Raw genomic sequence first — 26967 nt, forward strand, 5'->3', positions numbered from 1 at the left:
GGGAGCGAGCTTGCTCGCGATGAGGCCGGTGCATCCAACATTTATGTTGACTGATCCACCGCAATCGCGAGCAAGCTGGCTCCCACAGGGGCACTACCAAACAACGGGGAACTGCCATGCCAGTCGCAGTGATTCAAATGGTCAGCCAGAGCGATGTGCTCGCCAACCTGGCACGTGCCCGGGAGCTGCTGGAGCAGGCTGCCGCCGCCGGTGCAAGGCTGGCGGTGTTGCCTGAAAACTTCGCGGCCATGGGCCGACGGGACATCGCCGACATCGGTCGCGCCGAAGCCTTTGGTCAGGGCCCGATCCTGCCCTGGTTGAAACAGGTCGCCCGCGACCTCAAGTTATGGATTGTGGCCGGTACGTTGCCGTTGCCGCCGGTGGATCAGCCCGAGGCCAAGGCCCATGCCTGTTCGTTGCTGGTCGATGATCAGGGCGAGATCGTGGCGCGCTACGACAAGCTGCACCTGTTCGATGTGGACGTGGCGGACAATCGCGGGCGCTACCGCGAGTCTGATGACTATGCTTATGGCAGCCAGGTAGTGGTCGCTGATACCCCCGTAGGAAGGGTTGGCCTGACGGTTTGTTATGACTTGCGATTCCCTGAGCTGTACAGCGAGTTGCGCGCGGCCGGCGCTGAGCTGATCACGGCGCCCTCGGCGTTCACCGCAGTGACCGGTGCCGCCCATTGGGAGGTACTGATTCGCGCCCGGGCCATCGAGACCCAGTGCTATGTGCTGGCGGCCGCCCAAGGGGGCTTGCATCCGGGGCCAAGGGAAACTTTTGGTCATGCCGCGATTGTCGACCCGTGGGGGCGTGTGCTGGCGCAACAGGATCAAGGCGAGGCCGTGCTGCTGGCCGAGCGCGACAGCAGCGAACAGGCGTCCATCCGGGCGCGCATGCCGGTGGGTAGCCACCGGCGCTTTTTCTCGCAGGGCGCACGACAGCGGCCTGTTCAAGACGACGAATTCAAGGCGTAAAACATATGAGCGGGTTGTTGTCCTCAGTCAGTGAACACCTTTTAGCCCCCGGCGGCGTTACCCTGGACAGCCTGCAAGGCGTGCTGGGCGACTTGGCCGGCCCGGGCATCGATGCGGCCGACCTGTATTTCCAGGGGCAGATCTCCGAGTCCTGGTCGCTGGAAGATGGCATCGTCAAGGAAGGTAGTTTCAACCTTGACCAAGGCGTGGGTGTGCGGGCCCAGTCCGGGGAAAAAACCGGCTTTGCCTACAGTAATGCCATTACCCTCGAGGCGCTTGGCGCCGCTGCCCGTGCTGCTCGCTCGATCTCCCGGGCCGGGCAGAATGGCACGGTCCAGGCCTTCAGCAGCCAGGATGTGGCGCAACTGTATGCGCCGGACAACCCGCTGGAAGTCATGAGCCGCGCCGAAAAAGTCGAGTTGCTCAAGCGCATTGACGTTGCCACCCGCGCCCTGGACCCGCGTATCCAGCAAGTGACGGTAAGCATGGCCGGGGTCTGGGAGCGGATTCTGGTGGCTTCCACCGACGGCGGCCTGGCGGCGGACGTCCGGCCGCTGGTGCGGTTCAATGTCAGCGTGATCGTCGAGCAGAATGGACGACGCGAGCGTGGCGGCCATGGCGGCGGCGGGCGTACCGACTACCGTTATTTCCTCAGCGAAGACCGCGCCATGGGTTACGCCCGCGAAGCGTTGCGCCAGGCGCTGGTCAACCTTGAGGCGATTCCGGCCCCGGCCGGCACGTTGCCGGTGGTGTTGGGTTCCGGTTGGTCCGGTGTGCTGCTGCACGAAGCGGTGGGCCACGGCCTGGAAGGCGACTTCAACCGCAAGGGCAGTTCAGCCTACAGCGGGCGCATGGGTGAAATGGTTGCCTCGAAACTCTGCACCATCGTCGATGACGGCACCCTGGCCGGGCGTCGCGGTTCCCTGAGCGTCGACGATGAAGGTACGCCGACCGAGTGCACCACGCTGATCGAGAACGGCGTACTCAAGGGCTACATGCAGGACAAACTCAACGCCCGGCTGATGGGCGTGGCCCGCACCGGCAACGGTCGTCGCGAGTCTTATGCGCACCTGCCGATGCCGCGCATGACCAACACCTACATGCTGGGTGGCCAAAGCGATCCGGCGGAAATCATTGCCTCGGTGAAAAAGGGCATTTACTGCGCCAACCTCGGTGGCGGCCAGGTGGATATCACCAGCGGCAAATTCGTGTTCTCCACCAGCGAGGCCTACCTGATCGAAGACGGCAAGATCACCGCCCCGGTCAAGGGCGCGACGCTGATCGGCAACGGGCCGGAGGCAATGAGCAAGGTGTCGATGGTCGGTAACGACCTGGCGCTGGACAGTGGCGTGGGGACGTGTGGCAAGGATGGGCAATCGGTGCCGGTAGGCGTCGGTCAACCGACCCTGAAGATCGATGCGATTACCGTGGGTGGCACGGGCGCATGACGGGAGCGCTGGGTGGAGTGCGAGGCCTCCACCCGGGGTCGTTACTCAGCGCAGGCCGCGTTGAGTCTCGTCCAGCTCACGGATGTACTTGAAGATTTTACGGCTCGAGGCCGGTGGCTTGTTTTGCGCCAACTCGTGCTGGGCCTGACGGATCAGGGAGCGCAGTTGCTGGCGATCAGCCTCCGGGTAGTCGATGACGAATTTTTCCAGCACGCCGTCATCGCCTGCGATCAAGCGATCGCGCCAGCGTTCCAGGTTATGGAAGCGTTCGTTGTACTGCCGGGTGGAGGCATCGAGTTGATCGAGCAGAACCAGAATGGCGTCAGTGTCCTGATCGCGCATCAGTTTGCCGATGAATTGCAGGTGCCGTTTACGCGCGATATTCGCGGTGTGCTTGGGCGCATCGGCCAGGGCCCGGCGCAAGGCGTCGGTCAGGGGCAGTTTGGCCAGCAAGTCAGGCTTGAGTGTTGTCAGGCGCTCGCCGAGGTCAACCAGAGCATGCAGCTCGCGTTTGACCTGGGATTTGCTTTTTTCACCCTCGTAGAGGGAGTCGTCGTAAGAATCAACCATGGTGGCAGTCCGCAAAGAAACGCCGCCATGATAACCAGTCGGGGGCCGCTTGTCCGGCCCGGTCGCTCGAAGGCCATCACCGAAAGCAGAATTTGAGTGGAGAACACCATGAGTGCAGTTCAGAGCGTCGGCCCGCAAGCATTGCCGGCACTGCAGGAACAAGTCGAGCAGATCCTTGCCGAAGCCAAGCGCCAGGGCGCCAGTGCCTGTGAGGTGGCGGTATCGCTGGAGCAGGGCCTGTCGACCTCGGTGCGCCAGCGCGAGGTGGAAACCGTCGAGTTCAATCGCGACCAGGGCTTTGGCATTACCTTGTACGCAGGCCAGCGCAAGGGGTCGGCCAGCACCTCGGCCAGCGGCCCGGAGGCCATTCGCGAAACCGTCGCTGCTGCACTGGCGATTGCCAAGCACACCTCCGAGGACGAAGCCTCGGGCCTGGCCGATGCCGCACTGATGTGCAAGGAGTTGCGGGACTTCGACCTGTTCCACGCTTGGGACATCACACCTGAACAGGCCATCGAACAGGCACTGCGTTGCGAAGCAGCGGCGTTCGATGCCGACCCGCGCATCAAGAACGCCGACGGCACGACGCTCAATACCCACCAGGGCTGCCGGGTCTACGGTAACAGTCACGGTTTCATCGGCGGTTATGCATCGACCCGCCACAGCCTCAGTTGCGTGATGATCGCCGAAGCCAACGGCCAGATGCAGCGCGATTACTGGTACGACGTGAACCGCCAGGGCACCTTGCTGGCGGACCCGGTGAGCATTGGCCAGAAAGCCGCGCAACGAGCGGCCAGCCGTCTGGGCGCGCGACCGGTGCCGACCTGTGAGGTGCCGGTGCTGTTTTCTGCCGAGCTGGCCGGTGGCTTGTTCGGCAGCTTCCTCTCGGCGGTGTCCGGCGGCAACCTGTACCGCAAGTCGTCGTTCCTCGAAGGCGCGCTGGGCCAGAAACTGTTCCCGGAATGGATGACCATCGACGAACGTCCGCACCTGATGCAAGCCATGGGCAGCTCGGCATTCGACGGCGATGGCCTGGCGACCTACGCCAAGCCGTTCGTGGAAAACGGTGAACTGGTGTCCTACATCCTCGGCACCTATTCGGGCCGCAAGCTCGGCATGCCGAGCACCGCCAATGCCGGTGGCGTGCACAACCTGTTCGTGACCCATGGTGACGAAGACCAGGCTGCCTTGCTGCGGCGGATGGGGCGTGGCCTGCTGGTGACCGAGCTGATGGGCCATGGCCTGAACATGGTCACCGGGGATTACTCGCGCGGCGCGGCGGGGTTCTGGGTCGAGAACGGCGAGATTCAATTTGCGGTCCAGGAAGTGACCATCGCCGGTAACATGCGCGACATGTTCAAGCAGATCGTGGCCGTGGGCAACGACCTGGAACTGCGCAGCAACATCCGCACCGGCTCGGTGCTGATCGAGCGGATGACGGTGGCGGGTAGCTAACGCACATTGCGTAAAAAAGGCGCGTCATTCGCTTGGATGACGCGCCTTTTTTTGTGCCCCGCAGAACCCTTGTGGCGAGGGGATTTATCCCCGCTGGGGTGCGTAGCGCTCCCCAAGACATCGGATACTGCGTTGTGTCTGGCTGAAACTCGGGGCTGCTTCGCAACCCAGCGGGGATAAATCCCCTCGCCACAACGTGAGCTCACGGACTTGTGTTGGTTCTTATTATCATCTAATAATGAATCTCATTTGCCGAATGAGCCGCGGTCATGAGTTCTGCCCTGCACGAGCAACCCTACCTTGAAAGCTGGCGCTGGATGAGTCGCCAGATCCGTTGTGCGCTGAGCCCGGATGAACCGCGGTTGATCGAGCACTACCTGGCCGAAGGGCGCTATCTGGCCTGCTGCACTGGCACTTCGCCGTGGATGATTTGCGAAACCGAGTTCCGCTTGTTGCTCGATACCGCCGCCGATGTCGCGTTGCCCTGGCACTGGCGCTCTCTCTGTCTCGACCAGGCCTGGCGCCCACTGCGTGACCTCGAACGACAATCACTTTGCCGCTGCCGCCTCAAGCGCTGGCAGAGCCATGCCTGGGCGCTGGCGACCTGCGTCCTGGAACCGTCGATTCCTCTTATTGAACTGGTGCAAGGAACTCCCGATGAGTAATACCCGTATCGAACGCGACAGCATGGGCGAACTGCAAGTCCCGGCGGACGCACTCTATGGCGCGCAGACCCAGCGTGCCGTGGGCAACTTCCCGGTCAGCGGTCAGCGCATGCCGGCGCAGTTCATTCGTGCCCTGATCCTGGCCAAGGCCGCCGCCGCCCGGGCCAACGTCGAACTGGAACAAATCAGCGTGGCTCAGGGCAAAGCCATCGTCGACGCGGCCCAGGGGTTGCTCGAAGGCCAGTTCATGGAGCATTTCCCGGTGGATATCTTCCAGACCGGCTCCGGCACCAGCTCCAACATGAATGCCAACGAAGTGATCGCCACCCTGGCCAGTCGTCTGCTGGGGGAGACGGTCAACCCGAACGATCACGTCAACTGCGGCCAGAGCAGCAACGACATCATTCCAACCTGCATTCATGTCAGCGCTGCACTGGCCTTGCATGAGCAATTGCTGCCGGCGCTGTTGCACCTGGTGCAGGTGATCGAGCGCAAGGCCGTGGAGGTCCATCCGTTCATCAAGACCGGTCGTACTCATTTGATGGATGCCATGCCGGTTCGCTTGAGCCAGGTGCTCAATGGTTGGGCGCAGCAACTCAAAGCCAATATCGGCCACTTGCAGGACTTGCTGCCGAGCCTGCAAGCCTTGGCCCAGGGCGGTACGGCAGTCGGCACCGGGGTCAACGCTCATCCTCGATTCGCCGAGCTGTTCAGTCAGCAACTGACGCAACTGACGCAAGTGCAATTTACCCCGGGCAAGAATCTGTTTGCGCTGATCGGTTCCCAGGACACCGCCGTAGCGGTCTCCGGGCAGCTCAAGACCACGGCAGTGTCGCTGATGAAAATCGCCAACGATCTGCGCTGGATGAATTCCGGACCGTTGGCCGGCCTGGGGGAGATCGAACTCGAAGGCCTGCAGCCGGGCTCCTCGATCATGCCCGGCAAGGTCAACCCGGTCATTCCCGAAGCCACTGCGATGGTGGCGGCCCAGGTGATTGGCAATGACACGGTGATCACCATCGCCGGTCAATCGGGCAATTTCGAATTGAACGTGATGCTGCCGATCATCGCCCAGAACCTGCTGAGCAGCATCGCCCTGATGTCCACCGCCAGCCGTTTGCTGGCCGACAAGGCCATCGCCACATTCAAGGTCAACGAGGCCAGGCTCAAGGAGGCGTTGTCACGCAACCCGATCCTGGTCACCGCGTTGAACCCGATCATCGGTTACCAGAAGGCCGCTGAAATCGCCAAGAAGGCTTATCAGCAGGGCCGGCCGGTCATCGATGTCGCCCTGGAACACACCGACCTGACGCGCAGCGAACTGGAGGTCCTGCTGGACCCGGAAAAGCTCACGGCTGGCGGCGTGTAACCCGACACCTCTATGGAGGACTCATCATGGAACATTGGAAACGCACGATCGAACGGGCCAATCGCTGTTTCATGCTTGGCGAGCTGGTGGATGCCCGTGAGGGCTATCTGCAAGCGCTGGCCCTGGCCCAAGTGTTATTCGGGCGTTGGGCCGACGCCGACGAAGCCGTGGCTGCTTGCGTCGTCTCCCACCACAACCTGGCGGATCTGCACCTGCGCCTGAACCAGCCGGAGGAGAGCGCCGAGTACCTGTGCGCCATCCATCAGCGGTTGCTGCAGACGATGCAGGACGAGCGCCAGGCGCCAGCGTTGCGTGCGGCGGCGATGCGCCAGAGTCACAAGACCTATGTCGAGCTGCTGAATTTCATCAGCGAGCATGGTGAATACCCACGCACCCAGCGCCTGCTGCACGGCAATACGGCTTCGGCTCGGCCGCGTACTGCCCCTCTTCATTATGGAGTTCATTGAACATGGCTTTCACTTTGCCTGCATTGCCCTACGCCTACGACGCCCTGGAGCCGCACATCGATGCGCAAACCATGGAGATCCACTACACCAAGCATCACCAGACTTACATCAACAACCTCAACGCCGCAGTGCAAGACACTGAATACGCCCAATGGCCGGTCGAAAAACTGCTGTCCAGCGTGGAGCAATTGCCGCAAGGCCTGAGGGCCGCCGTCATCAACCAAGGTGGTGGGCATGCCAACCACTCGTTGTTCTGGGAAGTCATGTCACCCCAGGGCGGTGGTCAACCTGACGGTGCCCTGGCGGCGGCGATCGAGGCGCAACTGGGTGGTCTGGAACAGTTCAAGGAAGCCTTCACCAAAGCGGCACTGACCCGTTTCGGCAGCGGCTGGGCCTGGTTGTGCGTGACCGCGCAAAAAACGCTGGTGGTGCAAAGCAGTGGCAACCAGGACAGCCCATTGATGCATGGTCATACGCCGATTCTTGGCCTGGACGTCTGGGAACACGCTTATTACCTGCTGTACCAGAACCGTCGGCCCGAATACATCAACGCTTTCTACAACGTGATCAATTGGCCTGAAGTGGCGCGTCGCTATCAGTCTGCGCTGGTCTGAATCTTCATGAAAACAATCCAAGGCTGACTATGGATACTCAAACCCTGGCGGTTGGAAGCGCACGGATGTTCCGCTACGCCTTGGGGTCGCTGTTGATGTTGGCCGGGCTGACATTGCTGGTGGCCCAGGGCCTGGCGTGGCTGGATCTGGAGCCGAAACTGCTGCGTGCGTTGCAGGGCGGTGGCCTTTGCGCCTTGGGTACGGCGTTGGGCGCCGTGCCGGTGTTGGTCATCCGGCGCATGCCCGAGGCCGTGAGCGATTCGCTGCTGGGCTTCGGTGCTGGGGTGATGCTGGCCGCCACGGCATTTTCGCTGATCGTGCCGGGCATTGCCGCCGCTGAACAGCTGGGGCTCACACCTTGGGCGGCCAGCGGGCTGATCAGTTTCGGCATCCTGCTGGGGGCGTTCGGGCTGTATCTGGTGGATCGCAAGGTGTCCGCCAGTCCTGAGCGGCTGGTGGAGGCACCGGGACGTCCGATCATTGCCCCGCGGATCTGGTTGTTTGTATTTGCCATCGTGGCCCACAACATTCCCGAAGGGATGGCCGTCGGCGTGTCAGCGGGCGGCGGCATGCCCGATGCCGACAGTCTGGCGATGGGCATCGCCTTGCAGGATGTACCTGAGGGGCTGGTGATCGCACTGGTGCTGGCCACCGCGGGGATGTCGCGAATCAAGGCCTTTATGATTGGCGCCGCGTCAGGGTTGGTCGAACCGCTGTTTGCGCTGCTGTGCGCGTGGCTGGTCAGCCTGGCGGAGATGTTGTTGCCCCTGGGGTTGGCGCTGGCGGCCGGGGCGATGCTGTTGGTGGTGACTCATGAGGTCATCCCCGAATCGCGCCGCAATGGTCACGACAAGCTGGCGAGCCTGGGGTTGTTGGTGGGGTTTTGCCTGATGATGGTGATGGATACGGCGTTGGCGTGACGCAATCGACGGGCTATGAGCTTTGGCTTTTGTGGCGAGGGAGCAAGCTCCCTCGCCACAAAAAATCCGCCCTGAGCCTGGGGCAGTTATTCGCCTTCGTCGAAATAGTTGTTGATCAGCGCCACCAACGCATCCAACGCTTCCTGTGCCTGTTCGCCTTCAGTCTGTAGGTGGATCCTGGTGCCCTTGCCAGCGGCGAGCATCATCATCGCCATAATGCTTTTACCGTCGATCATGGACTCAGGCGTGCGCCCGACCCGGATGGTGGTGTCCTTGAATTGGCCGGCAATCCCGACGAACTTGGCCGACGCACGGGCATGCAATCCCAGCTTGTTGATGATTTCGATTTCCAGAGCAGGCATCGCGATGTGAATCCTTTAGCTGAGGTCGCGGTGGCGAACCTGGACGTTCTTCAGGGATTGTTGCAGGAGCTGACCCAGGCGTTCGGTCAGGTAGACAGAGCGGTGATGACCGCCGGTGCAGCCGATGGCGATCGTGACATAGGCGCGGTTGCTCGCGGCAAAGCGGGGCAGCCATTTGAGCAGGTAGGTGGAGATATCCTGAAACATTTCCTCGACGTCCGGCTGGGCCGCCAAGTAGTCGATCACTGGCTGGTCAAGCCCGGACTGCTCGCGCAATTCCGGTTTCCAATAAGGGTTGGGCAGGCAGCGCACATCGAACACCAGGTCGGCGTCTACCGGCATGCCACGCTTGAAGCCAAAAGATTCCACCAGGAACGCAGTGCCTGGCTCCGGCTGGTTCAGCAGGCGCAACTTGATAGTGTCGCGTAGCTGATACAGGTTCAGGTTCGTGGTATTGACCTTCAGGTCCGCCAGGTCGGCAATCGGACTCAGCAGTTGGCTTTCGTCATGAATGGCTTCGGCCAGGGAACGGCTGGCGTTGCTCAAGGGGTGGCGCCGACGGGTTTCGGAAAAACGCTTGAGCAGCGTCTCTTCATCGGCATCCAGGTACAGCACATCGCACTGGATATGCCGGCTGCGTACTTCCTCTAGCAGTTCGGGAAAGCGCGACAGATGGCTCGGCAGGTTACGTGCATCTATGGACACCGCTACTAGCGGCTGTGCCAGTTCGGTGTGGATCAGGGCTCGTTCGGCCAGTTCCGGCAGCAGGCCGGCCGGCAGGTTGTCGATGCAATAGTAGCCGCTGTCCTCAAGCACATTGAGCGCCGTGCTTTTACCGGAGCCGGAGCGGCCACTGACGATGATCATGCGCATGTTTAATGACCGTTCTGCTCGTCCAGGACAACCTGATACAAGGCTTCGTTGCTCGGTGCGCTGCGCAGTTTTTCGCGAACTTCCTTGCGGTCCAGCATGCTGGCGATCTGGCGCAGCAGCTCAAGATGCGCATCGGTTGCCGCTTCCGGGACCAGCAGTACAAACAGCAGGTCGACCGGGGCGCCGTCGATGGCGTCGAAATCTATGGGGGCTTCAAGGTGCAACAGTGCGCTGATGGGCGCGCTACAACCCTTGAGGCGGCAGTGGGGAATGGCAATGCCGTTGCCAAAACCGGTGGAACCGAGTTTTTCACGGGCAACCAGGGCCTCGAAGACGTCCTGCATTTCCAGATCCGGCACTTCGCGGTGGATCAGGTTGGCAATTTGTTCGAGGGCTTTCTTTTTACTGCCGCCCGGCGCGTTCACTTGGGAACGGCCGGGGGTCAGGATGGATTCTAGTCGGATCATGGATTGGGGGGGTTAACGACCGGTCGCGCCCTGGAGGAGGCTCTGGGTCTTTTCCTTATGCTTTTTAAGTTGGCGATCCAGCTTGTCGGTCAGCAGGTCAATTGCGGCATACATGTCTGAATGCTCCGCGTTGGCAACCACTTCTCCGCCGGGGATATGCAACGTGGCTTCGATTTTCTGCAGCAGCTTCTCGACGGTCATCGTCACTTGCACGTTGGTGATCTTGTCGAAATGCCTTTCCAATCGGTCGAGTTTTTCGCCGACGTAGGTGCGCAGGGGTTCGGTCACTTCCAGTTGGTGTCCACTGATGTTGACTTGCATACAGCTTCTCCTTCGTTGCCAGTGCATAAAGCGGCAGGCAGAAATGCCTGCCACTGGAACGCTGTGGCGTGGCCCGTTACATCAACCGCTTGCGTTCGCTCGAAGGTGCGATCCCGAGGGATTCGCGGTATTTGGCGACGGTACGGCGGGCCACCTGAATGCCTTGTGCCTCCAGTAAACCAGCGATCTTGCTGTCACTCAACGGCTTTTTCTGATTTTCCGCCGCCACCAGTTTTTTGATGATCGCGCGGATGGCTGTGGACGAGCATTCGCCGCCTTCGGAGGTGCTGACGTGGCTGGAGAAAAAGTATTTCAGTTCATAGATACCTCGGGGGGTATGCATGAATTTCTGGGTGGTTACCCGGGAAATCGTCGACTCGTGCATGCCCACCGCCTCGGCGATGTCATGCAGGACCAACGGTTTCATCGCTTCGTCGCCATACTCCAGGAAGCCGCGCTGATGCTCGACGATCTGGGTGGCGACTTTCATCAGGGTTTCGTTGCGGCTTTGCAGGCTCTTGATGAACCAGCGCGCTTCCTGCAACTGGTTGCGCATGAAGGTGTTGTCGGCGCTGGTGTCGGCGCGCCGGACGAAACCGGCGTATTGGGCATTGACCCGTAGCTTGGGCACCGACTCCTGGTTGAGCTCCACCAGCCAGCGATCGTTGTGCTTGCGCACGATCACGTCGGGGACCACGTATTCGGGTTCGGTGGATTCGATTTGCGAGCCTGGGCGCGGGTTGAGGCTCTGGACCAGTTCGATGACCTGGCGCAGCTCATCTTCCTTGAGCTTCATGCGGCGCATCAGCTGGCTGTAGTCGCGACCGCCCAGCAGGTCGATGTAGTCGGTGACCAGGCGCTTGGCTTCGGCCAGCCAAGGTGTCTTGGCGGGCAGCTGGCGCAGTTGCAGCAGCAGGCATTCGCCCAGGTTGCGGGCGCCGATGCCGGCCGGTTCGAATTGCTGGATGCGATGCAGGACGGCTTCGATCTCGTCCAGCTCGATGTCCAGCTCGGGGTCGAAGGCTTCGAGGATTTCTTCGAGGGTCTCGTCCAGGTAGCCCTGGTTGTTGATGCAGTCGATCAGGGTCACGGCGATCAGGCGATCGGTATCGGACATCGGCGCCAGGTTCAGTTGCCACAGCAGGTGGCTTTGCAGGCTCTCGCCGGCAGAGGTGCGGGTGGTGAAGTCCCACTCGTCGTCGTCACTGCTCGGCAGGTTGCTGGCGCTGGTCTGGTAGACGTCCTCCCAGGCCGTGTCCACCGGCAGGTCGTTGGGGATGCGTTCGTTCCATTCGCCATCCTCGAGGTTGTCCACCGTCGGGGCGGCTTCCTGGTAGGACGGTTCCGGGATTTCGGTGTTGGTCTTTTGCTCGACGTTGTCGGCCAGCGGATCGGTATTGTCGAAGTCGTCGCCTTCTTCCTGGCGTTCGAGCATCGGATTGGACTCCAGGGCCTCCTGGATTTCCTGTTGCAGGTCCAGGGTCGACAATTGGAGCAGGCGGATGGCCTGTTGCAGCTGCGGTGTCATCGTCAGCTGCTGGCCCATTCTCAAGACTAGCGATGGTTTCATGGCAGGGGCTTAACACCTTATTCGCCGGCGCACATGCGCCATCCACTACAGGGCGCCGAAGCGCCAAACTTAAGCAAATTATATGCCTGAAACTGAAGTGTTTGCCTAGAGCGCCGCCATAATAAATTAGCGGCGCCAGGGCGATTCGCCAGACACTTTGCGCTTACAGGCGGAACTCGTGGCCCAGATACACTTCCTTGACCAGCTCATTGGCCAGGATGGTGGCGGAGTCGCCTTCGGCGATCAACTGGCCATCATTGACGATGTAGGCGGTTTCGCAGATATCCAGCGTCTCGCGCACGTTGTGGTCGGTGATCAGCACGCCGATCCCCTTGGCCTTGAGGTGGTGGATGATCTGCTTGATGTCGCTCACTGAAATCGGATCCACGCCGGCGAACGGTTCGTCGAGCAGGATGAATTTCGGTGCAGTGGCCAGGGCGCGGGCGATTTCCACGCGGCGCCGTTCGCCACCGGACAGGCTCATGCCCAGGTTGTCGCGAATGTGGCTGATGTGGAATTCCTGCAGCAGGCTTTCCAGTTCCTGACGGCGACCGGCCTTGTCGAGCTCCTTGCGGGTCTCGAGGATGGCCATGATGTTGTCGGCAACCGACAGCTTGCGGAAGATCGATGCTTCCTGGGGCAGATAGCCGATACCGGCCTTTGCCCGGCCGTGCATGGGCTGGTGGCTGACGTCCAGGTCGTCGATCAGCACGCGCCCCTGGTCGGCCTGGACCAGGCCGACGATCATGTAGAAGCAGGTGGTCTTGCCCGCGCCGTTAGGGCCGAGCAGGCCGACGATCTGGCCGCTGTCGATGGACAGGCTGACATCACGCACGACTTGACGGCTCTTGTAGCTCTTGGCCAGATGCTGAGCTTTCAGAGTTGCCATTACTGGGCCTTCTGCTCGTCGGTTTTCTTTTTCGGCTGGATCACCATGTCGATGCGAGGACGGGATTCAGTGATTTTGCTGCCCGTAGCGCGACCGGCGCTGGCCAGCTTTTTGTTCGTGTCATAGACGATTTTCTCGCCTTGGGTAACGTTGCCGTCCTTGTCCACGACCTTGGCGCGGTCGATCAGCACGACGCGATCCTGGGAGGCGTGATACTGGATGGTCACCCCGTAGCCTTGCACCGGCTTGGTGTCGCCCGCGGTCTGGATCTGTTCGAAGTAGGCCAGGTTGCCCACCGAGGTCACTACGTCGATATCACCGGACTGGGTGCGGGTGATGGTCACGGTGTTGCCGGTGACCTTCATCGAGCCCTGAGTGATGATCACGTCACCCTTGTAGGTGGCGACACCGTTCTTGTCATCCAGTTGCGCGTCGTCGGCCTGGATGCGGATAGGTTGGTCGCGATCGTTGGGAAGAGCCCAGGCGCTCGCGCTTCCCAGTGCTGCGCCCAGACTGAGCAAAATAGGGAGGGTTTTAGCGAGCTTCATACTGTCCTCTTACGTTCGATAGCAGGTGTATCCTGCTTTCCTTCAAATACGCTTTCATTCCCGTGCCGGTCGATACACCCCCGGCGCCGTCGATTCTAACGGGTTGCTCGGTCTGCGCATATTCTTGCTGTGGGAACACGGTCATACGACTGCTGGTGATGATGGTCGTACGGTTTTTTTCATCGGTTCGGGCCACGCGTACCGAATCGATCAGTTCCACTTCGGTGCCCCCGGAGTTGACTTCGGCGCGCAGGCTCTGCACATGCCAGGGGAACTCGGTGCCGCGGAACATGTTCAGGTCCGGTTTGGTCACCAGCGTAATATCGGTGGCCTTTACATGGTCGACCTTGTCGGACGTCATCTCATACTGCACCTTGCCATCGGGCAGGTATTGCAGGGTATGCGTGTTGGTCGCGTACCAGTCGATATTTTCTTCGACCGTGGCTGCCGGTTGATCGAGGAAGCGTTCCGGGCTGATGTTCCAGTAGCCCACCGCGGCAAAGATCGCCGCGATACTGCCGAACACCACAATGGTGCGAATCTTCTTGCTCAGCATAATTGGCTCACAGGTATGCGGCGTTGGCCGCTTCGAGGCGGCCCTGGGCGCGCAGGATCAATTCGCAGAATTCACGGGCCGCGCCTTCGCCGCCGCGTGCTGTGGTAATGCCGTGGGCGTGCTCGCGTACGAAGGCCGCCGCGTTGGCGACCGCCATGCCCAGGCCGACCCGGCGAATCACCGGCAGGTCCGGCAAATCATCGCCGAGGTAGGCGACCTGTTCATAGCTTAGGTTGAGTTGGCCCAAAAGTTCGTCCAGTACCACCAGTTTGTCTTCGCGACCCTGGTAAAGGTGTGGAATGCCGAGGTTTTTCGCGCGCCGCTCGACCACTGGCGTCTTGCGGCCGCTGATGATGGCGGTCTGGACCCCGGCGGCCATCAGCATCTTGATGCCCTGGCCGTCGAGGGTATTGAAAGTCTTGAACTCGCTGCCGTCTTCGAGGAAATACAGCCGACCATCGGTCAGTACGCCGTCGACGTCGAATACGGCCAGTTTGATCGCTTTGCCACGTTGCAGCAGGTCTGTGCTCATTTACATGACTCCCGCACGCAGCAAGTCGTGCATATTCAGGGCGCCTACCGGGCGGTCTTCGTCGTCGACCACCACCAGGGCGCTGATCTTATGGTCTTCCATGATTTTCAAGGCCTCGGCGGCGAGCATCTCGGCGCGAGCGGTCTTGCCATGGGGTGTCATGACTTGCTCGATGGTCGCACTGTGGATGTCGATGGTACGGTCCAGGGTGCGGCGCAGGTCGCCGTCGGTGAAGATCCCGGCGAGCTTGCCGTCGGCTTCAAGCACCACCGTCATGCCCAGCCCCTTGCGCGTCATTTCCATGAGCGCGTCCTTGAGCAGCGTGCCGCGCTGTACCTGCGGCAACTCCTGGCCGGCGTGCATCACGTTTTCGACTTTCAGCAGCAGGCGCCGGCCAAGGGCGCCGCCGGGATGGGAAAAGGCGAAATCCTCAGCGGTGAACCCTCGGGCTTCCAGCAGGGCGACGGCCAGGGCATCGCCCATGACCAGGGCGGCGGTGGTGGAGGAGGTCGGCGCCAGGTTCAACGGGCAGGCTTCGTGCTCGACATGGACATTGAGGTTCACTTCAGCGGCCTTGGCCAGCGGCGAATCCGGATTGCCGGTGATGCTGATCAACTGGATGCCCAGGCGTTTGATCAGGGGCAACAGGGTGATGATCTCATTGGTGGAACCGGAATTGGACAGGGCCAGGATGACGTCGTCGCGGGTGATCATGCCCATGTCACCGTGGCTGGCTTCGGCCGGATGGACGAAAAAGGCCGTGGTGCCAGTGCTGGCCAGGGTGGCGGCGATCTTGTTGCCGATGTGCCCGGACTTGCCCATGCCGACCACGACCACGCGGCCCTTGCTGGCCAGAATCATCTCGCAGGCGCGTACGAAATCAGCGTCGATATGAGGCAGCAAGCCTTGTACGGCTTCGAGCTCGAGGCGGATGGTACGTTGTGCCGATTGAATCAGGTCGCTGGATTGGCTCATGTCAGAAATCGTATAGCCCGATGAAAAGGCGGCGATTATAGCGGCAATGAACAATTCCCTCACGTTAGTTCGTCATGCTTTGTTCGAACGATCCGCAAGTCCTGACACAAAGTGACGCGTTTTACCTTGTTCAGACTGAACAGGCGCGGGCTTGGGCCTTGGGCGCTTGGCTGTTGCAGTGATATAGTTCGCCGCCGGTTCGCATGCCCGGCGGTACCGGCGTTTATCGGTTGGCCAGGGCATTCGGATGTGAGGCTGCATCGCAAGGAGTTTAGATGAGTGCCGACAACGCCTACGCGGTCGAGCTGAAGGGACTGTCCTTCAAGCGAGGGACGCGCAGCATTTTCAATGACATCGATATTCGCATTCCGCGCGGCAAGGTGACCGGTATCATGGGACCTTCCGGGTGCGGCAAGACCACGCTGCTGCGGCTGATGGGCGCGCAATTGCGGCCCAGTGCCGGGGAAGTCTGGGTCAATGGCCTGAACATTCCAAAGCTCTCGCGCAGTGACCTGTTCGATGCGCGCAAGCACATGGGGGTGCTGTTCCAGAGCGGCGCCTTGTTTACCGATCTCGATGTGTTCGAGAACGTGGCGTTCCCCTTGCGGGTCCATACCGACCTGCCGGAAGAAATGATCCGTGACATCGTCCTGCTCAAGTTGCAGGCGGTCGGGCTGCGTGGCGCCCTCGATTTGATGCCGGACGAGCTTTCCGGTGGCATGAAGCGCCGCGTCGCCCTGGCGCGGGCGATTGCCCTCGATCCGAAAATCCTCATGTATGACGAGCCTTTCGTCGGGCAAGACCCGATCGCCATGGGCGTACTGGTGCGGCTGATCCGTCTGCTCAACGATGCGCTGGGCATCACCAGCATCGTGGTCTCCCACGACCTGGCCGAAACGGCCAGCATCGCCGACTACATCTATGTGATCGGCGACGGCCAGGTGCTGGGGCAGGGCACGCCCCAGGAGCTGAAGGATTCGGGCAACCCGCGCATTCGCCAATTCATGAAAGGTGATCCGGACGGGCCGGTGGCGTTCCATTTTCCGGCCACGGATTACCGTACCGATCTGCTGGGGAAGCGCTGATGCGCAAGAAATCACTGATAGAAAGAATTCGCCTGTTCGGCCGTTCCGGCATCGACGTGGTAGCGATACTGGGGCGTTCCTCGCTGTTCCTGATGCATGCCTTGCTGGGGCGCAACTCGACGGGCGGCAGTTTCGGCCTGCTGGTCAAGCAGTTGCATTCGGTTGGGGTGATGTCCCTGGTGATCATCGTGGTCTCGGGGATCTTCATCGGCATGGTGCTGGCGCTGCAGGGCTTCAATATCTTGTCCAGCTACGGTTCGGAGCAGGCGGTCGGGCAGATGGTTGCCCTGACATTGCTGCGCGAACTCGGGCCCGTGGTGACTGCGCTGCTGTTCGCCGGGCGCGCTGGCTCGGCGCTGACGGCCGAAATCGGTAACATGAAGTCCACCGAGCAGTTGTCCAGCCTGGAAATGATTGGCGTCGACCCGCTCAAATACATTATTGCCCCGCGTTTGTGGGCTGGCTTCATTTCCCTGCCGGTGCTGGCGATCATTTTCAGCGTCGTGGGGATCTGGGGGGGCTCATGGGTGGCCGTCGACTGGCTGGGGGTCTATGACGGTTCCTACTGGTCCAACATGCAGAACAGCGTCGATTTTGTCGACGATGTGCTCAACGGTGTTATCAAAAGTGCCGTATTCGCTTTCGTGGTGACCTGGATCGCCGTCTTTCAAGGCTATGACTGTGAGCCCACGTCAGAGGGGATCAGCCGTGCCACAACCAAGACCGTGGTGTACGCCTCGCTGGCAGTCCTGGGCCTTGACTTTATTCTGACCGCCTTGATGTTTGGAGATTTCTGATGCAAAACCGCACCCTGGAAATCGGTGTCGGCCTTTTCTTGCTGGCTGGCATCCTGGCTTTGCTGCTGCTGGCCCTGCGAGTCAGTGGCCTGGCGCCGACGGCAAACACCGATACTTATAAACTTTATGCTTATTTTGACAATATCGCCGGTTTGACGGTCAGAGCCAAGGTGACCATGGCCGGTGTCACCATCGGCAAGGTCACGGCAATCGATCTGGACCGTGACAGTTTCACTGGCCGAGTGACGCTGCAGTTGGAGAAGCGCGTGGATAACCTGCCGACTGACTCCACTGCATCTATCCTCACCGCTGGGTTGCTGGGCGAGAAATACATCGGTATCAGCGTGGGCGGGGAAGACACCCTGCTCAAGGATGGCGGGACCATCCACGACACGCAGTCGTCGCTGGTGCTCGAGGACCTGATCGGTAAATTCCTGCTCAATACCGTTAGCAAAGACGCCAAATGAGGAGCTTTTGAATGATCTCTATCTTGCGACGTGGCCTGTTGGTGTTGCTTGCAGCGCTGCCGCTGATGGCGAACGCCGTGGCTGCGCCTTCGGCCCACGAAATCATCCAGGACACCACGAGCCGGTTGCTGGCCGATCTTGCCGCCAACAAAGAGAAGTACAAGCAGGACCCGGGTGCCTTCTATGACGCACTGAACGGTATCGTCGGCCCGGTGGTGGACGCCGACGGCATCTCCAAGAGCATCATGACTGTCAAGTACTCGCGCAAGGCGAGCCCTGAGCAGATGACTCGCTTCCAGGAAAACTTCAAGCGCAGCCTGATGCAGTTCTATGGCAATGCCTTGCTCGAATACAACAACCAGGGCATCACCGTTTCGCCAGCCAAGGACGAAAGTGGCAACCGCACCAGCGTCGACATGCAGGTCAAGGGCAGCAATGGCGCGGTCTACCCTGTGTCCTACACACTCGAGAAAATCAACGACGAGTGGAAAGTGCGCAACGTGATCATCAACGGCATCAACATCGGCAAGTTGTTCCGTGATCAGTTCGCTGACGCGATGCAGCGCAATGGCAACGACCTGAACAAGACCATCGACGGTTGGGCCGGTGAAGTCGCCAAGGCCAAGGAAGTGACCGAAGAAGCCAAAGAGAAGCAGGCACAATGATTGAGTCGGTGAGTGAGTCGGCCGTTCGTCTGAGTGAGGCCGGTGAGCTGATGCTCAGTGGCGTGCTGGACTACCGCACCGGCCCGGCCTTGCGCAAGCAGGGCCAGGCGCTGATCAAGTCCTCCAGGAGTGCCGAGCTGGTCATTGATTGCTCGGGCGTAGAAAAGTCCAGTAGTGTCGGCTTGTCGCTGCTGCTGTGCTTCATGCGTGACGCCAAGGCTGCCGGTAAAACGTGGAGCATCCGAGGGATGCCCGAAGACATGCGCGAGATAGCCCAGGTCAGTGAACTGACCGAGCTGCTGGCGCACCCCTGACCCACATCATTGAAAAAGCCCCCCGTCAGAGTCCTGCTTCGCGGGGTTCGCAGGCGCGGGGCTTTTTTGTATGATGTGCGACCCGTGCGCACAGGGCGCCGATAGAGGTTGAGCATGCAGGCCGTAGAAGTGAAGAGCTTCCTTGAAGGAAAGCTGCCCGGAACTGTCATTGAAGTTGAGGGCGAAGGCTGCAACTTTCAGCTGAACGTGATTAGCGATGAACTGGCGGCATTGAGCCCAGTCAAGCGTCAGCAGAGCATCTATGCCCATTTGAACCCGTGGATCGCCGATGGCAGCATCCATGCGGTCACTATGAAATTTTTCAGCAGCGCGGCCTGGGCCGAGCGCACCTGAGCCCAAGGGCGTCGAGATTCTTATGGATAAACTGATTATTACCGGCGGCGTTCGTCTTGATGGCGAAATCCGCATCTCCGGGGCAAAGAACTCCGCCCTGCCGATCCTGGCCGCGACCCTGCTGTGCGATGGCCCGGTGACCGTGGCCAACCTGCCGCACCTGCACGACATCACCACGATGATCGAGCTGTTCGGCCGCATGGGCATCGAGCCGGTGATCGACGAGAAGCTCAGCGTCGAGATCGACCCACGCACCATCAAGACCCTGATCGCCCCGTACGAGTTGGTGAAAACCATGCGTGCGTCGATCCTGGTGCTGGGCCCGATGGTTGCCCGTTTCGGTGAAGCGGAAGTTGCGCTGCCTGGCGGTTGCGCCATTGGTTCGCGTCCGGTGGACCTGCACATTCGTGGCCTGGAAGCCATGGGCGCGGTGATCGACGTCGAAGGCGGCTACATCAAGGCCAAGGCCCCTGAAGGTGGCCTGCGCGGCGCGAACTTCTTCTTCGACACCGTCAGCGTGACCGGTACCGAGAACATCATGATGGCCGCCGCCCTGGCCAAGGGCCGCAGCGTGCTGCAAAACGCCGCGCGTGAGCCTGAAGTGGTCGACCTGGCGAACTTCCTGATCGCCATGGGCGCCAAGATCAGCGGTGCCGGCACCGATACCATCACCATCGACGGTGTCGAGCGCCTGCATTCGGCCACCTACAAAGTGATGCCGGACCGGATCGAAACCGGCACCTACCTGGTGGCTGCTGCGGTTACCGGTGGCCGCGTCAAGGTCAAGGACACCGATCCGACCATCCTCGAGGCCGTTCTGGAAAAACTCAAGGAAGCCGGCGCTGAAGTCACCTGCGGCGAAGACTGGATCGAAGTGAACATGCACGGCAAGCGGCCAAAAGCCGTCAACGTGCGGACCGCTCCGTACCCGGCGTTCCCAACCGATATGCAGGCACAGTTCATCTCCCTCAACGCCATTGCCGAAGGCACCGGTGCGGTGATCGAGACGATCTTCGAAAACCGTTTCATGCACGTGTACGAACTGCACCGCATGGGCGCCAAGATCCAGGTTGAAGGCAACACCGCCATCGTCACTGGCACCGAGAAGCTCAAGGGCGCGCCAGTGATGGCCACCGACCTGCGGGCTTCGGCCAGCCTGGTGATCTCGGCCCTGGTGGCCGAAGGCGATACGCTGATCGACCGCATCTACCACATCGACCGTGGCTACGAGTGCATCGAAGAAAAACTGCAGATGCTCGGCGCCAAGATCCGCCGCGTACCGGGCTAGTCCCGGCTGCATGGCACAAGGATGTGCCGGTTGAATAGTTTCAAATCGAGGGTGTTTGCACCCTCGATGTGTGTCCGGCGCCGTTTGCGACCGGGCATGAGTACCTTGATAAGGACTGACGTTTCCCATGTTGACCATCGCACTGTCCAAGGGCCGCATCCTTGACGACACCCTGCCGCTTCTGGCTGAAGCGGGCATCGTGCCGACCGAGAATCCGGACAAGAGCCGCAAGCTGATCATCCCCACGACCCAGGCCGATGTGCGCTTGTTGATCGTGCGTGCCACCGATGTGCCGACTTACGTGGAACATGGTGCCGCCGACCTGGGCGTTGCCGGTAAAGACGTGCTGATGGAATACGGCGGCCAGGGCCTGTACGAGCCCCTGGACCTGAAAATCGCCCGCTGCAAGCTGATGACCGCCGGTAAAGTCGGCGCGCCAGAGCCCAAGGGCCGTTTGCGCGTGGCGACCAAGTTCGTCAACATTGCCAAGCGTTATTACGCCGAGCAGGGTCGTCAGGTCGATATCATCAAGTTGTACGGTTCGATGGAGCTGGCGCCGCTGATCGGCCTGGCAGACAAGATCATCGACGTGGTCGACACCGGCAACACCCTGCGGGCCAATGGCCTGGAACCCCAGGACTTCATCGCCGACATCACCTCCCGGCTGATCGTCAACAAGGCATCGATGAAAATGCAGCACGCCCGTATCCAGGCTCTGATCGATACCCTGCGCAAGGCAGTGGAATCGCGACACCGCGGCTGATTCACCTGCGCGACCTTGAGTCGCGCCCGTCTATCCGTGTCATAGCCAATTTTCTCAGGTGCCCACGCGAATGGACTGGTAGCTTAGGGCGCCTGAGCATTTGCCATTAATGAGGCCCTCGCTATGACCGCTCCCACTTCGATTCGCCGACTCAACGCTGCCGACCCGGATTTTGCACATCATCTGGATCATCTGCTGAGCTGGGAAAGTGTGTCTGACGACTCGGTCAATCAGCGGGTGCTGGACATCATCAAGGCCGTGCGCGAGCGTGGCGATGAAGCATTGGTGGAGTTCACCCAGAAATTCGACGGCCTGCAAGTGGCGTCCATGGCCGACCTGATCCTGCCGCGCGAGCGCCTGGAACTGGCTCTGACCCGGATCACCGTAGCCCAACGCGAAGCCCTGGAAAAAGCCGCATCGCGGGTACGCGACTATCACGAAAGACAGAAACAGGACTCCTGGAGCTACACCGAAGCCGACGGCACGGTGCTGGGCCAGAAGGTCACGCCGCTGGATCGCGCCGGCTTGTACGTGCCAGGTGGCAAGGCGTCCTATCCGTCCTCGGTGCTGATGAACGCGATCCCGGCCAAGGTCGCTGGCGTGACCGAAGTGGTCATGGTCGTTCCGACTCCGCGCGGTGAAATCAACGAACTGGTGCTGGCCGCCGCCTGCATCGCTGGTGTGGACCGGGTGTTCACCATCGGCGGCGCCCAGGCCGTTGCCGCGCTGGCCTATGGCACCGAGAGCGTGCCGAGGGTCGACAAAGTGGTCGGGCCGGGCAACATCTATGTCGCCACCGCCAAGCGCCACGTGTTCGGCCAGGTAGGCATCGACATGATTGCCGGCCCGTCGGAAATCCTTGTGGTGTGTGACGGGCAGACCGATCCGGACTGGATCGCCATGGACCTGTTTTCCCAGGCCGAGCACGACGAAGATGCCCAGGCGATCCTGGTCAGCCCGGACGCCGAGTTCCTCGACAAGGTGGCCGCCAGCATCGATAAGCTGCTGCCGACCATGGATCGCGCCGAGATCATCAACACCTCGATCAACGGCCGTGGTGCGTTGATCAAGGTCGAGAACATGGAGCAGGCCATCGAGGTTGCCAACCGCATTGCGCCGGAACACTTGGAACTGTCGGTTGCCGACCCACAGGCCTGGTTGCCGCAGATCCGCCACGCCGGTGCGATCTTCATGGGCCGCCACACCAGCGAAGCCTTGGGCGACTACTGTGCCGGCCCGAATCACGTGTTGCCGACGTCCGGCACCGCGCGTTTCTCGTCGCCGCTGGGGGTGTATGACTTCCAGAAACGTTCGTCGATCATCTTCTGCTCCGAGCAGGGCGCGTCCGAACTGGGCAAGACCGCTTCGGTGCTGGCCCGTGGCGAATCGCTGAGCGCCCACGCTCGCAGCGCCGAATACCGCATTCTTGATGAGCGCTTCATTGACGAGCAGGGGAAATTGAAATGAGTAAATTCTGGAGCCCGTTCGTCAAGAACCTGGTGCCCTACGTGCCAGGTGAACAGCCGAAGTTGACCCGCCTGGTCAAGCTCAATACCAACGAGAACCCCTACGGGCCATCGCCCAAGGCGTTGGCGGCGATGCAGACCGAGCTGAATGACAACCTGCGCCTGTACCCGGACCCCAACAGCGACCTGCTGAAAAACGCCGTGGCCCGCTATTACGGCGTGCAGAACAACCAGGTGTTCCTGGGCAACGGTTCGGATGAAGTGTTGGCGCACATTTTTCACGGCTTGTTGCAACACGACCAGCCGTTGCTGTTCCCGGACATCAGCTACAGCTTTTATCCGGTGTATTGCGGGCTGTACGGCATTGAGTTCGATGCGGTGCCGTTGGACGCGCAGTTCCGGATCGACCCGGCGGACTACGCCAAGCCGAACGGCGGGATCATCTTCCCCAACCCGAACGCCCCCACCGGCTGCCTGCTGGCGCTGGAGGCGGTGGAGCAGATACTCAAGGCCAACCCGGATTCGGTGGTGGTGGTCGATGAAGCCTATATCGACTTCGGCGGCGAGACAGCCATCAGCCTGGTGGACCGTTATCCGAACCTGCTGGTGACCCAGACGTTGTCCAAGTCCCGCTCACTGGCGGGGCTGCGGGTGGGCCTGGCGGTGGGGCACCCGGACCTGATCGAAGCGCTGGAGCGGATCAAGAACAGCTTCAACTCCTACCCGCTGGATCGCCTGGCGAATGTCGGCGGTGCCGCTGCGTTCGACGACCGCGAGCACTTCGACCGGACCTGCCGGTTGGTCATCGAGCACCGTGAATGGGTCGTGGCGCAGTTGCAGGCCAAGGGCTTCGAAGTGCTGCCCTCGGCCGCCAACTTCATCTTCGCCCTCCACCCCCGGCACGATGCGGCAGGGTTGGCGGCCAAATTGCGCGAGCAAGGAGTCATCGTGCGGCACTTCAAGCAGGAGCGGATCGCCCAGTTCCTGCGAATCAGTATTGGCACGCCGGAGCAGAACCAGGCGCTGATCGAAGCCCTCGGCGAGCTCTGAAACCACCGCTGAACCTGTGGGCGCGGGCTTGCTCGCGAAAGCGAAGTGTCAGTCACTTTTATGTTGGCTGATCTGACGTCTTCGCGAGCAAGCCCGCTCCCACATTTGTTTTGGGGCGTTCACGAGATTGGCGTTTCACCGCAAATCCCTTGTGGGAGCGAGCTTGCTCGCGATGGCATACTTTCAGTCGACTTCAGTGCTGGCTGATCCACCGCAATCGCGAGCAAGCTCGCTCCCACAGGTTTTGTGCCTTACTCGTGATGCGGCTCACCCAGGAATGTCAGCGAAGTAAACACCCCCCGCGTCGCCACGTCCTTATTGTCCTTGAGCGCCATTTCCATCTGTGCGGCAATTACATTCAAACCCTCATTACGTACCAGCACCTTGGCCCGCCCTTCAGCGTCGGTTTCAGTCGACACGGTGTTCGGCGCGCTGCGGTAGTCGCCCACCAACTTCACCCCAGCCGCCGGTTTACCGTCGAGCAGCACCCGTACCGGCAATGATTGGCCTGGGCCTATGGTCAGTGGGTCGACTTCCGGCAGGATCAGGAACTTGACCTGATCGAGTTTCGGCAGCTTCGCCCCCGGCTCATAGATCGCCAGGCTGTATTTGAAGGTATGGGTCGATTCAATCGCGCCGGGCACCTTGCTGCGGCCTTCGTTGATCCACTTTTTGTCGGCGGTCTGCGACCACATGCCGTTGTCCAATGCCACCGCCATGACTGCCGGCGGCTTGAGGGGGTGCAGGCGTGCGTGGTCGGGCAGGCGCTCCACGGTCACCGGGATCATTTTGCCGTCTAAGTCATAGGCCCAGGCGCCATTGATTTTCTGCGCCTTGAACGCATTGTCCTCGGCACCGTGGCCGTAGATCACTTCGATGTTGCCGCGCCGTTGTTCGGTCCACAGGCCATGGGCCGAAGCTTGTGTGGCCAGGAGCAGGCCAAGCAGGGCGAAGGTCTTGGGGTATTTCATGCAGATTTTCCTTTTACAGATCGAGGGTGAGGCTGACGGTAAAGTTGCGCGGCTCGCCGGGGGCAACCCAGTAGTTGCTGTAGGAGCGCTCGTAGTATTTTTCGTCGAGGACGTTGTTCAGGTTCAGGCCTACGGTGACGTTGTCGCTGGCCTTGTAATGGGCCAGCAGATCCACGGTGTGGTAGGCCGGCAGTTCGAAATCCTTGCCGGCTTCGCCCGAGCGATCTCCGACATACGTGAACGCCGCGCCGACATCCGAGCCGCGCAGGTGTCCGTCCTGGAATTCGTAGACGCCGAGCAGGCTGCCGCTGTGCTTGGCGACGCCGAGGATCCGGCTGCCTGTGGGAATGGTTTCGTCACCCTCGGTCACTTCTGCGTTGATGTAGGCGAAGGCGCCGATCACCCGAATGGCGTCGGTCAGTTGCCCAGTCACTTGCCAATCGAAACCCTGGCTGCGTGCCTTGCCCATGGCGCGGTTGGTATTGGTGGCCGGGTCCAGCGCCAGGACGTTTTCCTTCTCGATATGGAACGCTGCCAGGGTGGTACTCAAGCGATCGTCGAACAGCTCGCTTTTGATTCCGACTTCATAGCCGACGCCTTCTTCCGGGTCGAAGGATTTACCGCCGGCATCCAAGCCGTTGTTGGGCTTGAACGAGGTGGAGGCGTTGGCGAACAGTCCGAGCGTGGGTGTCAGTTGATACAGCAGGCCGGCCCGTTGTGTGACGGCGTCATGACGCTGGCGGCTGGTGAGCGGCGTGGTGTGGTCGTCGATGCTCTGCTCGAAATGCTCATAACGCACGCCGATCATCCCCCGCAGTTTGTCGGTGAAGACGATCTGGTCCTGGAGGTTCAGGGCACGGCTTTGCACACGCTCGAAAAAGTCTGTGCCGGAGCGCGTGCCGTTGGGTTTCGGCTGGCCGTAGACCGGCTGATAGATATCGATGGGATAAGCGCCGGCGATGGTGGTCACGCGCTCGTTCTTGCGGTAATCCTCGTATTCAGTGCCGATCAACAACTCATGCTGCCAGGGGCCGAGGTCAAACAGCCCACGCAACTCCAGTTGGGTGATGCTGTCGTGCCAATTGTTGTCGCGCTCGCGGTAACGGCGGTTCACCGTGTGGCCGTCGGCGTTCAGTGGGCGCGCCTCGGAAGCGAAGCCCCAGAGTTCGCCCTGCTTGTAATGGCTGGCCAGGCGCAGTTGCCAGGTATCGTCGAGCTGATGTTCGAGGGCCGCCTGGAGCATGTTGTTGTGATTGTCGATGTCGCCGTCGTTGGGTTCGCCCAAAAAGGTCGAGCGGGAAACGCCGCTCCAGCGGTTGTTCGGTGCGACGATGCCGCGGTCGAACGTCGAGCTGTGGCGCACGATTTCGCTTTCCACCAACAGACGCGTGTCAGGGCTCAGTTGCCAACTGATGGACGGGGCTACGAATAAGCGCTTGCTGTCGACGTGATCGCGAAAGCTGTGATTGTCCTCGACCGCCAGGTTGACCCGCGACAACAGGTTGCCTTCGGTGTCCAGTGGCGTGTTGACGTCCAGCGCGGTGCGGTAGCGATCCCAGCTGCCGGCGCTGGTTTGCAGGGTGGTGAAGGCTTCGGGCTGGGGTTTCTTGGTGACAATGTTCACCGTGCCGCCCGGATCGCCGCGTCCATACAGGCTGGCGGCCGGCCCCTTCAGCACTTCAATGCGTTCGATGTTGGCCGCGTCCGGCGTGCTCGGATAGCCGCGGTTGGCACTGAAACCGTCCTTGTAGAACTCCGAAGTCGTGAAGCCGCGCACGCTGTATTCGTAGAGCGTCAGGCCGCCGAAGTTGTTTTGTTTCGACACGCCACCGGCGTATTCCAGCGCCCGTTCGACGTTGGTGCTGCCCAGGTCCTTGAGGACGCTGGCGGGAATCACGCTGATCGATTGCGGGATATCGCGCAGGGCGGTGTCGGTTTTGGTGGCGCTGGCCGAGCGGATAGCGCGGTAGCCCATTACGGGGCCGGTGGGCGATTCGTACTCGGACGTGACGCTGATGGCGTCCAGCTCCAGTGGTTGGGATTCTTCGGCGTAGACGGGATCGCCCAGCAGGCCGAGGGCCAGGCTGGCGAGTGACATCCGTTTCAGAGATGACATGTTATGTTGTTCCAAATCTTATATTTGAAACAATATAACACTACTAATGA

At 60.9% G+C, this 26967-nt stretch carries 31 protein-coding genes; 18 read left to right on the plus strand and 13 right to left on the minus strand.

From position 1 onward, the window contains the following. Nucleotides 1-116: 116 nt before the first annotated feature. Nucleotides 117-980 carry a carbon-nitrogen hydrolase family protein gene (locus SGN16_RS04425; protein ID WP_210642845.1) on the plus strand — a complete coding sequence of 288 codons (864 nt, stop codon included), beginning with the start codon at nt 117-119 and terminating at the stop codon, nt 978-980. Nucleotides 981-985: 5 nt separating this feature from the next. Next, nucleotides 986-2428, plus strand: a complete 1443-nt coding sequence (gene tldD, locus SGN16_RS04430; RefSeq protein WP_135843693.1) for a metalloprotease TldD — start codon at nt 986-988, stop codon at nt 2426-2428. Nucleotides 2429-2473: 45 nt separating this feature from the next. On the opposite strand, the gene yjgA is transcribed toward tldD, so the two are convergent. Beyond that, nucleotides 2474-2998 (minus strand): ribosome biogenesis factor YjgA, encoded by a 525-nt coding sequence (yjgA, locus tag SGN16_RS04435; RefSeq protein ID WP_003197830.1) that lies wholly within the window; start codon nt 2996-2998, stop codon nt 2474-2476. 108 nt (nt 2999-3106) lie between these two features. On the opposite strand from yjgA, the gene pmbA reads away from it, so the two are divergent. From pmbA to SGN16_RS04465, 6 genes are all read left to right on the plus strand, one after another. Then, nucleotides 3107-4453 (plus strand): metalloprotease PmbA, encoded by a 1347-nt coding sequence (pmbA, locus tag SGN16_RS04440; protein WP_210642846.1) that lies wholly within the window; start codon nt 3107-3109, stop codon nt 4451-4453. Nucleotides 4454-4722: 269 nt separating this feature from the next. Then, nucleotides 4723-5118 (plus strand): FagA protein, encoded by a 396-nt coding sequence (locus SGN16_RS04445; RefSeq protein WP_210642847.1) that lies wholly within the window; start codon nt 4723-4725, stop codon nt 5116-5118. Then, nucleotides 5111-6487 carry a class II fumarate hydratase gene (locus SGN16_RS04450; RefSeq protein ID WP_210642848.1) on the plus strand — a complete coding sequence of 459 codons (1377 nt, stop codon included), beginning with the start codon at nt 5111-5113 and terminating at the stop codon, nt 6485-6487. The genes SGN16_RS04445 and SGN16_RS04450 overlap by 8 nt, the downstream gene beginning before the upstream one ends. A gap of 26 nt (nt 6488-6513) precedes the next feature. Beyond that, nucleotides 6514-6954, plus strand: a complete 441-nt coding sequence (locus SGN16_RS04455; RefSeq protein WP_335945654.1) for a hypothetical protein — start codon at nt 6514-6516, stop codon at nt 6952-6954. A gap of 2 nt (nt 6955-6956) precedes the next feature. Continuing rightward, nucleotides 6957-7568, plus strand: coding sequence for a superoxide dismutase (locus tag SGN16_RS04460; RefSeq protein ID WP_335945653.1), 612 nt, complete (start codon nt 6957-6959; stop codon nt 7566-7568). 29 nt (nt 7569-7597) lie between these two features. Continuing rightward, nucleotides 7598-8488: a ZIP family metal transporter gene (locus SGN16_RS04465; RefSeq protein WP_210642851.1), complete on the plus strand. Its 891-nt coding sequence runs from the start codon at nt 7598-7600 to the stop codon at nt 8486-8488. 86 nt (nt 8489-8574) lie between these two features. Here the strand turns inward: SGN16_RS04465 and SGN16_RS04470 are convergent, their stop codons facing one another. The 10 genes from SGN16_RS04470 to SGN16_RS04515 all read right to left on the minus strand — a co-directional run bounded on the left by SGN16_RS04470 (nt 8575) and on the right by SGN16_RS04515 (nt 15581). Next, entirely contained in the window at nt 8575-8850 is a 276-nt protein-coding gene (locus tag SGN16_RS04470; protein ID WP_335945652.1) for an HPr family phosphocarrier protein, read from the minus strand. A gap of 15 nt (nt 8851-8865) precedes the next feature. Then, nucleotides 8866-9723 carry an RNase adapter RapZ gene (gene rapZ, locus SGN16_RS04475; protein ID WP_210642853.1) on the minus strand — a complete coding sequence of 286 codons (858 nt, stop codon included), beginning with the start codon at nt 9721-9723 and terminating at the stop codon, nt 8866-8868. Between the two features lie 2 nt (nt 9724-9725). Further along, a complete protein-coding gene (gene ptsN, locus SGN16_RS04480) occupies nt 9726-10190 on the minus strand; it encodes a PTS IIA-like nitrogen regulatory protein PtsN (RefSeq protein ID WP_210642854.1) in 465 nt (154 codons plus the stop codon). 12 nt (nt 10191-10202) lie between these two features. Then, a complete protein-coding gene (gene raiA, locus SGN16_RS04485; protein ID WP_210642855.1) occupies nt 10203-10511 on the minus strand; it encodes a ribosome-associated translation inhibitor RaiA in 309 nt (102 codons plus the stop codon). A gap of 76 nt (nt 10512-10587) precedes the next feature. Beyond that, nucleotides 10588-12081: an RNA polymerase factor sigma-54 gene (locus tag SGN16_RS04490; protein WP_025211857.1), complete on the minus strand. Its 1494-nt coding sequence runs from the start codon at nt 12079-12081 to the stop codon at nt 10588-10590. Between the two features lie 163 nt (nt 12082-12244). Further along, nucleotides 12245-12970 (minus strand): LPS export ABC transporter ATP-binding protein, encoded by a 726-nt coding sequence (gene lptB, locus SGN16_RS04495; protein WP_335945651.1) that lies wholly within the window; start codon nt 12968-12970, stop codon nt 12245-12247. Further along, nucleotides 12970-13518, minus strand: a complete 549-nt coding sequence (lptA, locus tag SGN16_RS04500; protein ID WP_210642856.1) for a lipopolysaccharide transport periplasmic protein LptA — start codon at nt 13516-13518, stop codon at nt 12970-12972. Before lptA ends, lptB begins: the two co-directional genes overlap by 1 nt. Beyond that, nucleotides 13505-14074, minus strand: coding sequence for an LPS export ABC transporter periplasmic protein LptC (lptC, locus tag SGN16_RS04505; RefSeq protein ID WP_210642857.1), 570 nt, complete (start codon nt 14072-14074; stop codon nt 13505-13507). Before lptC ends, lptA begins: the two co-directional genes overlap by 14 nt. A gap of 7 nt (nt 14075-14081) precedes the next feature. Next, complete coding sequence (locus tag SGN16_RS04510; protein ID WP_210642858.1) at nt 14082-14606, minus strand: HAD family hydrolase; 525 nt, start codon at nt 14604-14606, stop codon at nt 14082-14084. Beyond that, entirely contained in the window at nt 14607-15581 is a 975-nt protein-coding gene (locus tag SGN16_RS04515; RefSeq protein WP_335945650.1) for a KpsF/GutQ family sugar-phosphate isomerase, read from the minus strand. A 275-nt stretch (nt 15582-15856) separates the two neighbouring features. Between SGN16_RS04515 and SGN16_RS04520 the strand changes: the two genes are divergently transcribed. The 10 genes from SGN16_RS04520 to hisC all read left to right on the plus strand — a co-directional run bounded on the left by SGN16_RS04520 (nt 15857) and on the right by hisC (nt 23830). Beyond that, nucleotides 15857-16666, plus strand: coding sequence for an ATP-binding cassette domain-containing protein (locus SGN16_RS04520; protein ID WP_210642860.1), 810 nt, complete (start codon nt 15857-15859; stop codon nt 16664-16666). After that, nucleotides 16666-17463 (plus strand): lipid asymmetry maintenance ABC transporter permease subunit MlaE, encoded by a 798-nt coding sequence (gene mlaE / locus SGN16_RS04525; protein ID WP_210642861.1) that lies wholly within the window; start codon nt 16666-16668, stop codon nt 17461-17463. The genes SGN16_RS04520 and mlaE overlap by 1 nt, the downstream gene beginning before the upstream one ends. Further along, nucleotides 17463-17930 (plus strand): outer membrane lipid asymmetry maintenance protein MlaD, encoded by a 468-nt coding sequence (gene mlaD, locus SGN16_RS04530; protein ID WP_210642862.1) that lies wholly within the window; start codon nt 17463-17465, stop codon nt 17928-17930. The genes mlaE and mlaD overlap by 1 nt, the downstream gene beginning before the upstream one ends. 11 nt (nt 17931-17941) lie before the next feature. After that, the gene (locus SGN16_RS04535) at nt 17942-18595 is read left to right on the plus strand and encodes an ABC transporter substrate-binding protein (protein WP_335945649.1); all 654 of its coding nucleotides are present in this window, start codon (nt 17942-17944) and stop codon (nt 18593-18595) included. A gap of 8 nt (nt 18596-18603) precedes the next feature. Further along, entirely contained in the window at nt 18604-18909 is a 306-nt protein-coding gene (locus SGN16_RS04540) for an STAS domain-containing protein (RefSeq protein ID WP_210642864.1), read from the plus strand. Nucleotides 18910-19023: 114 nt separating this feature from the next. Then, nucleotides 19024-19263, plus strand: a complete 240-nt coding sequence (locus tag SGN16_RS04545) for a BolA family protein (RefSeq protein WP_135843715.1) — start codon at nt 19024-19026, stop codon at nt 19261-19263. Nucleotides 19264-19285: 22 nt separating this feature from the next. Beyond that, a complete protein-coding gene (murA, locus tag SGN16_RS04550; RefSeq protein ID WP_025211869.1) occupies nt 19286-20551 on the plus strand; it encodes a UDP-N-acetylglucosamine 1-carboxyvinyltransferase in 1266 nt (421 codons plus the stop codon). 127 nt (nt 20552-20678) lie between these two features. Next, nucleotides 20679-21314 (plus strand): ATP phosphoribosyltransferase, encoded by a 636-nt coding sequence (gene hisG / locus SGN16_RS04555; protein WP_210642865.1) that lies wholly within the window; start codon nt 20679-20681, stop codon nt 21312-21314. A 123-nt stretch (nt 21315-21437) separates the two neighbouring features. Next, nucleotides 21438-22781, plus strand: coding sequence for a histidinol dehydrogenase (hisD, locus tag SGN16_RS04560; protein WP_210642866.1), 1344 nt, complete (start codon nt 21438-21440; stop codon nt 22779-22781). Continuing rightward, a complete protein-coding gene (hisC, locus tag SGN16_RS04565; RefSeq protein WP_335945648.1) occupies nt 22778-23830 on the plus strand; it encodes a histidinol-phosphate transaminase in 1053 nt (350 codons plus the stop codon). Before hisD ends, hisC begins: the two co-directional genes overlap by 4 nt. Nucleotides 23831-24081: 251 nt before the next feature. Here hisC and SGN16_RS04570 read toward each other — a convergent pair whose 3' ends face one another. Beyond that, entirely contained in the window at nt 24082-24801 is a 720-nt protein-coding gene (locus SGN16_RS04570; RefSeq protein WP_210642868.1) for a DUF4198 domain-containing protein, read from the minus strand. 13 nt (nt 24802-24814) lie between these two features. Beyond that, entirely contained in the window at nt 24815-26917 is a 2103-nt protein-coding gene (locus tag SGN16_RS04575) for a TonB-dependent receptor (RefSeq protein ID WP_335945647.1), read from the minus strand. Nucleotides 26918-26967 lie beyond the last annotated feature (50 nt).

This window comes from Pseudomonas sp. G166 (assembly GCF_037027455.2).
GTDB lineage: Bacteria > Pseudomonadota > Gammaproteobacteria > Pseudomonadales > Pseudomonadaceae > Aquipseudomonas.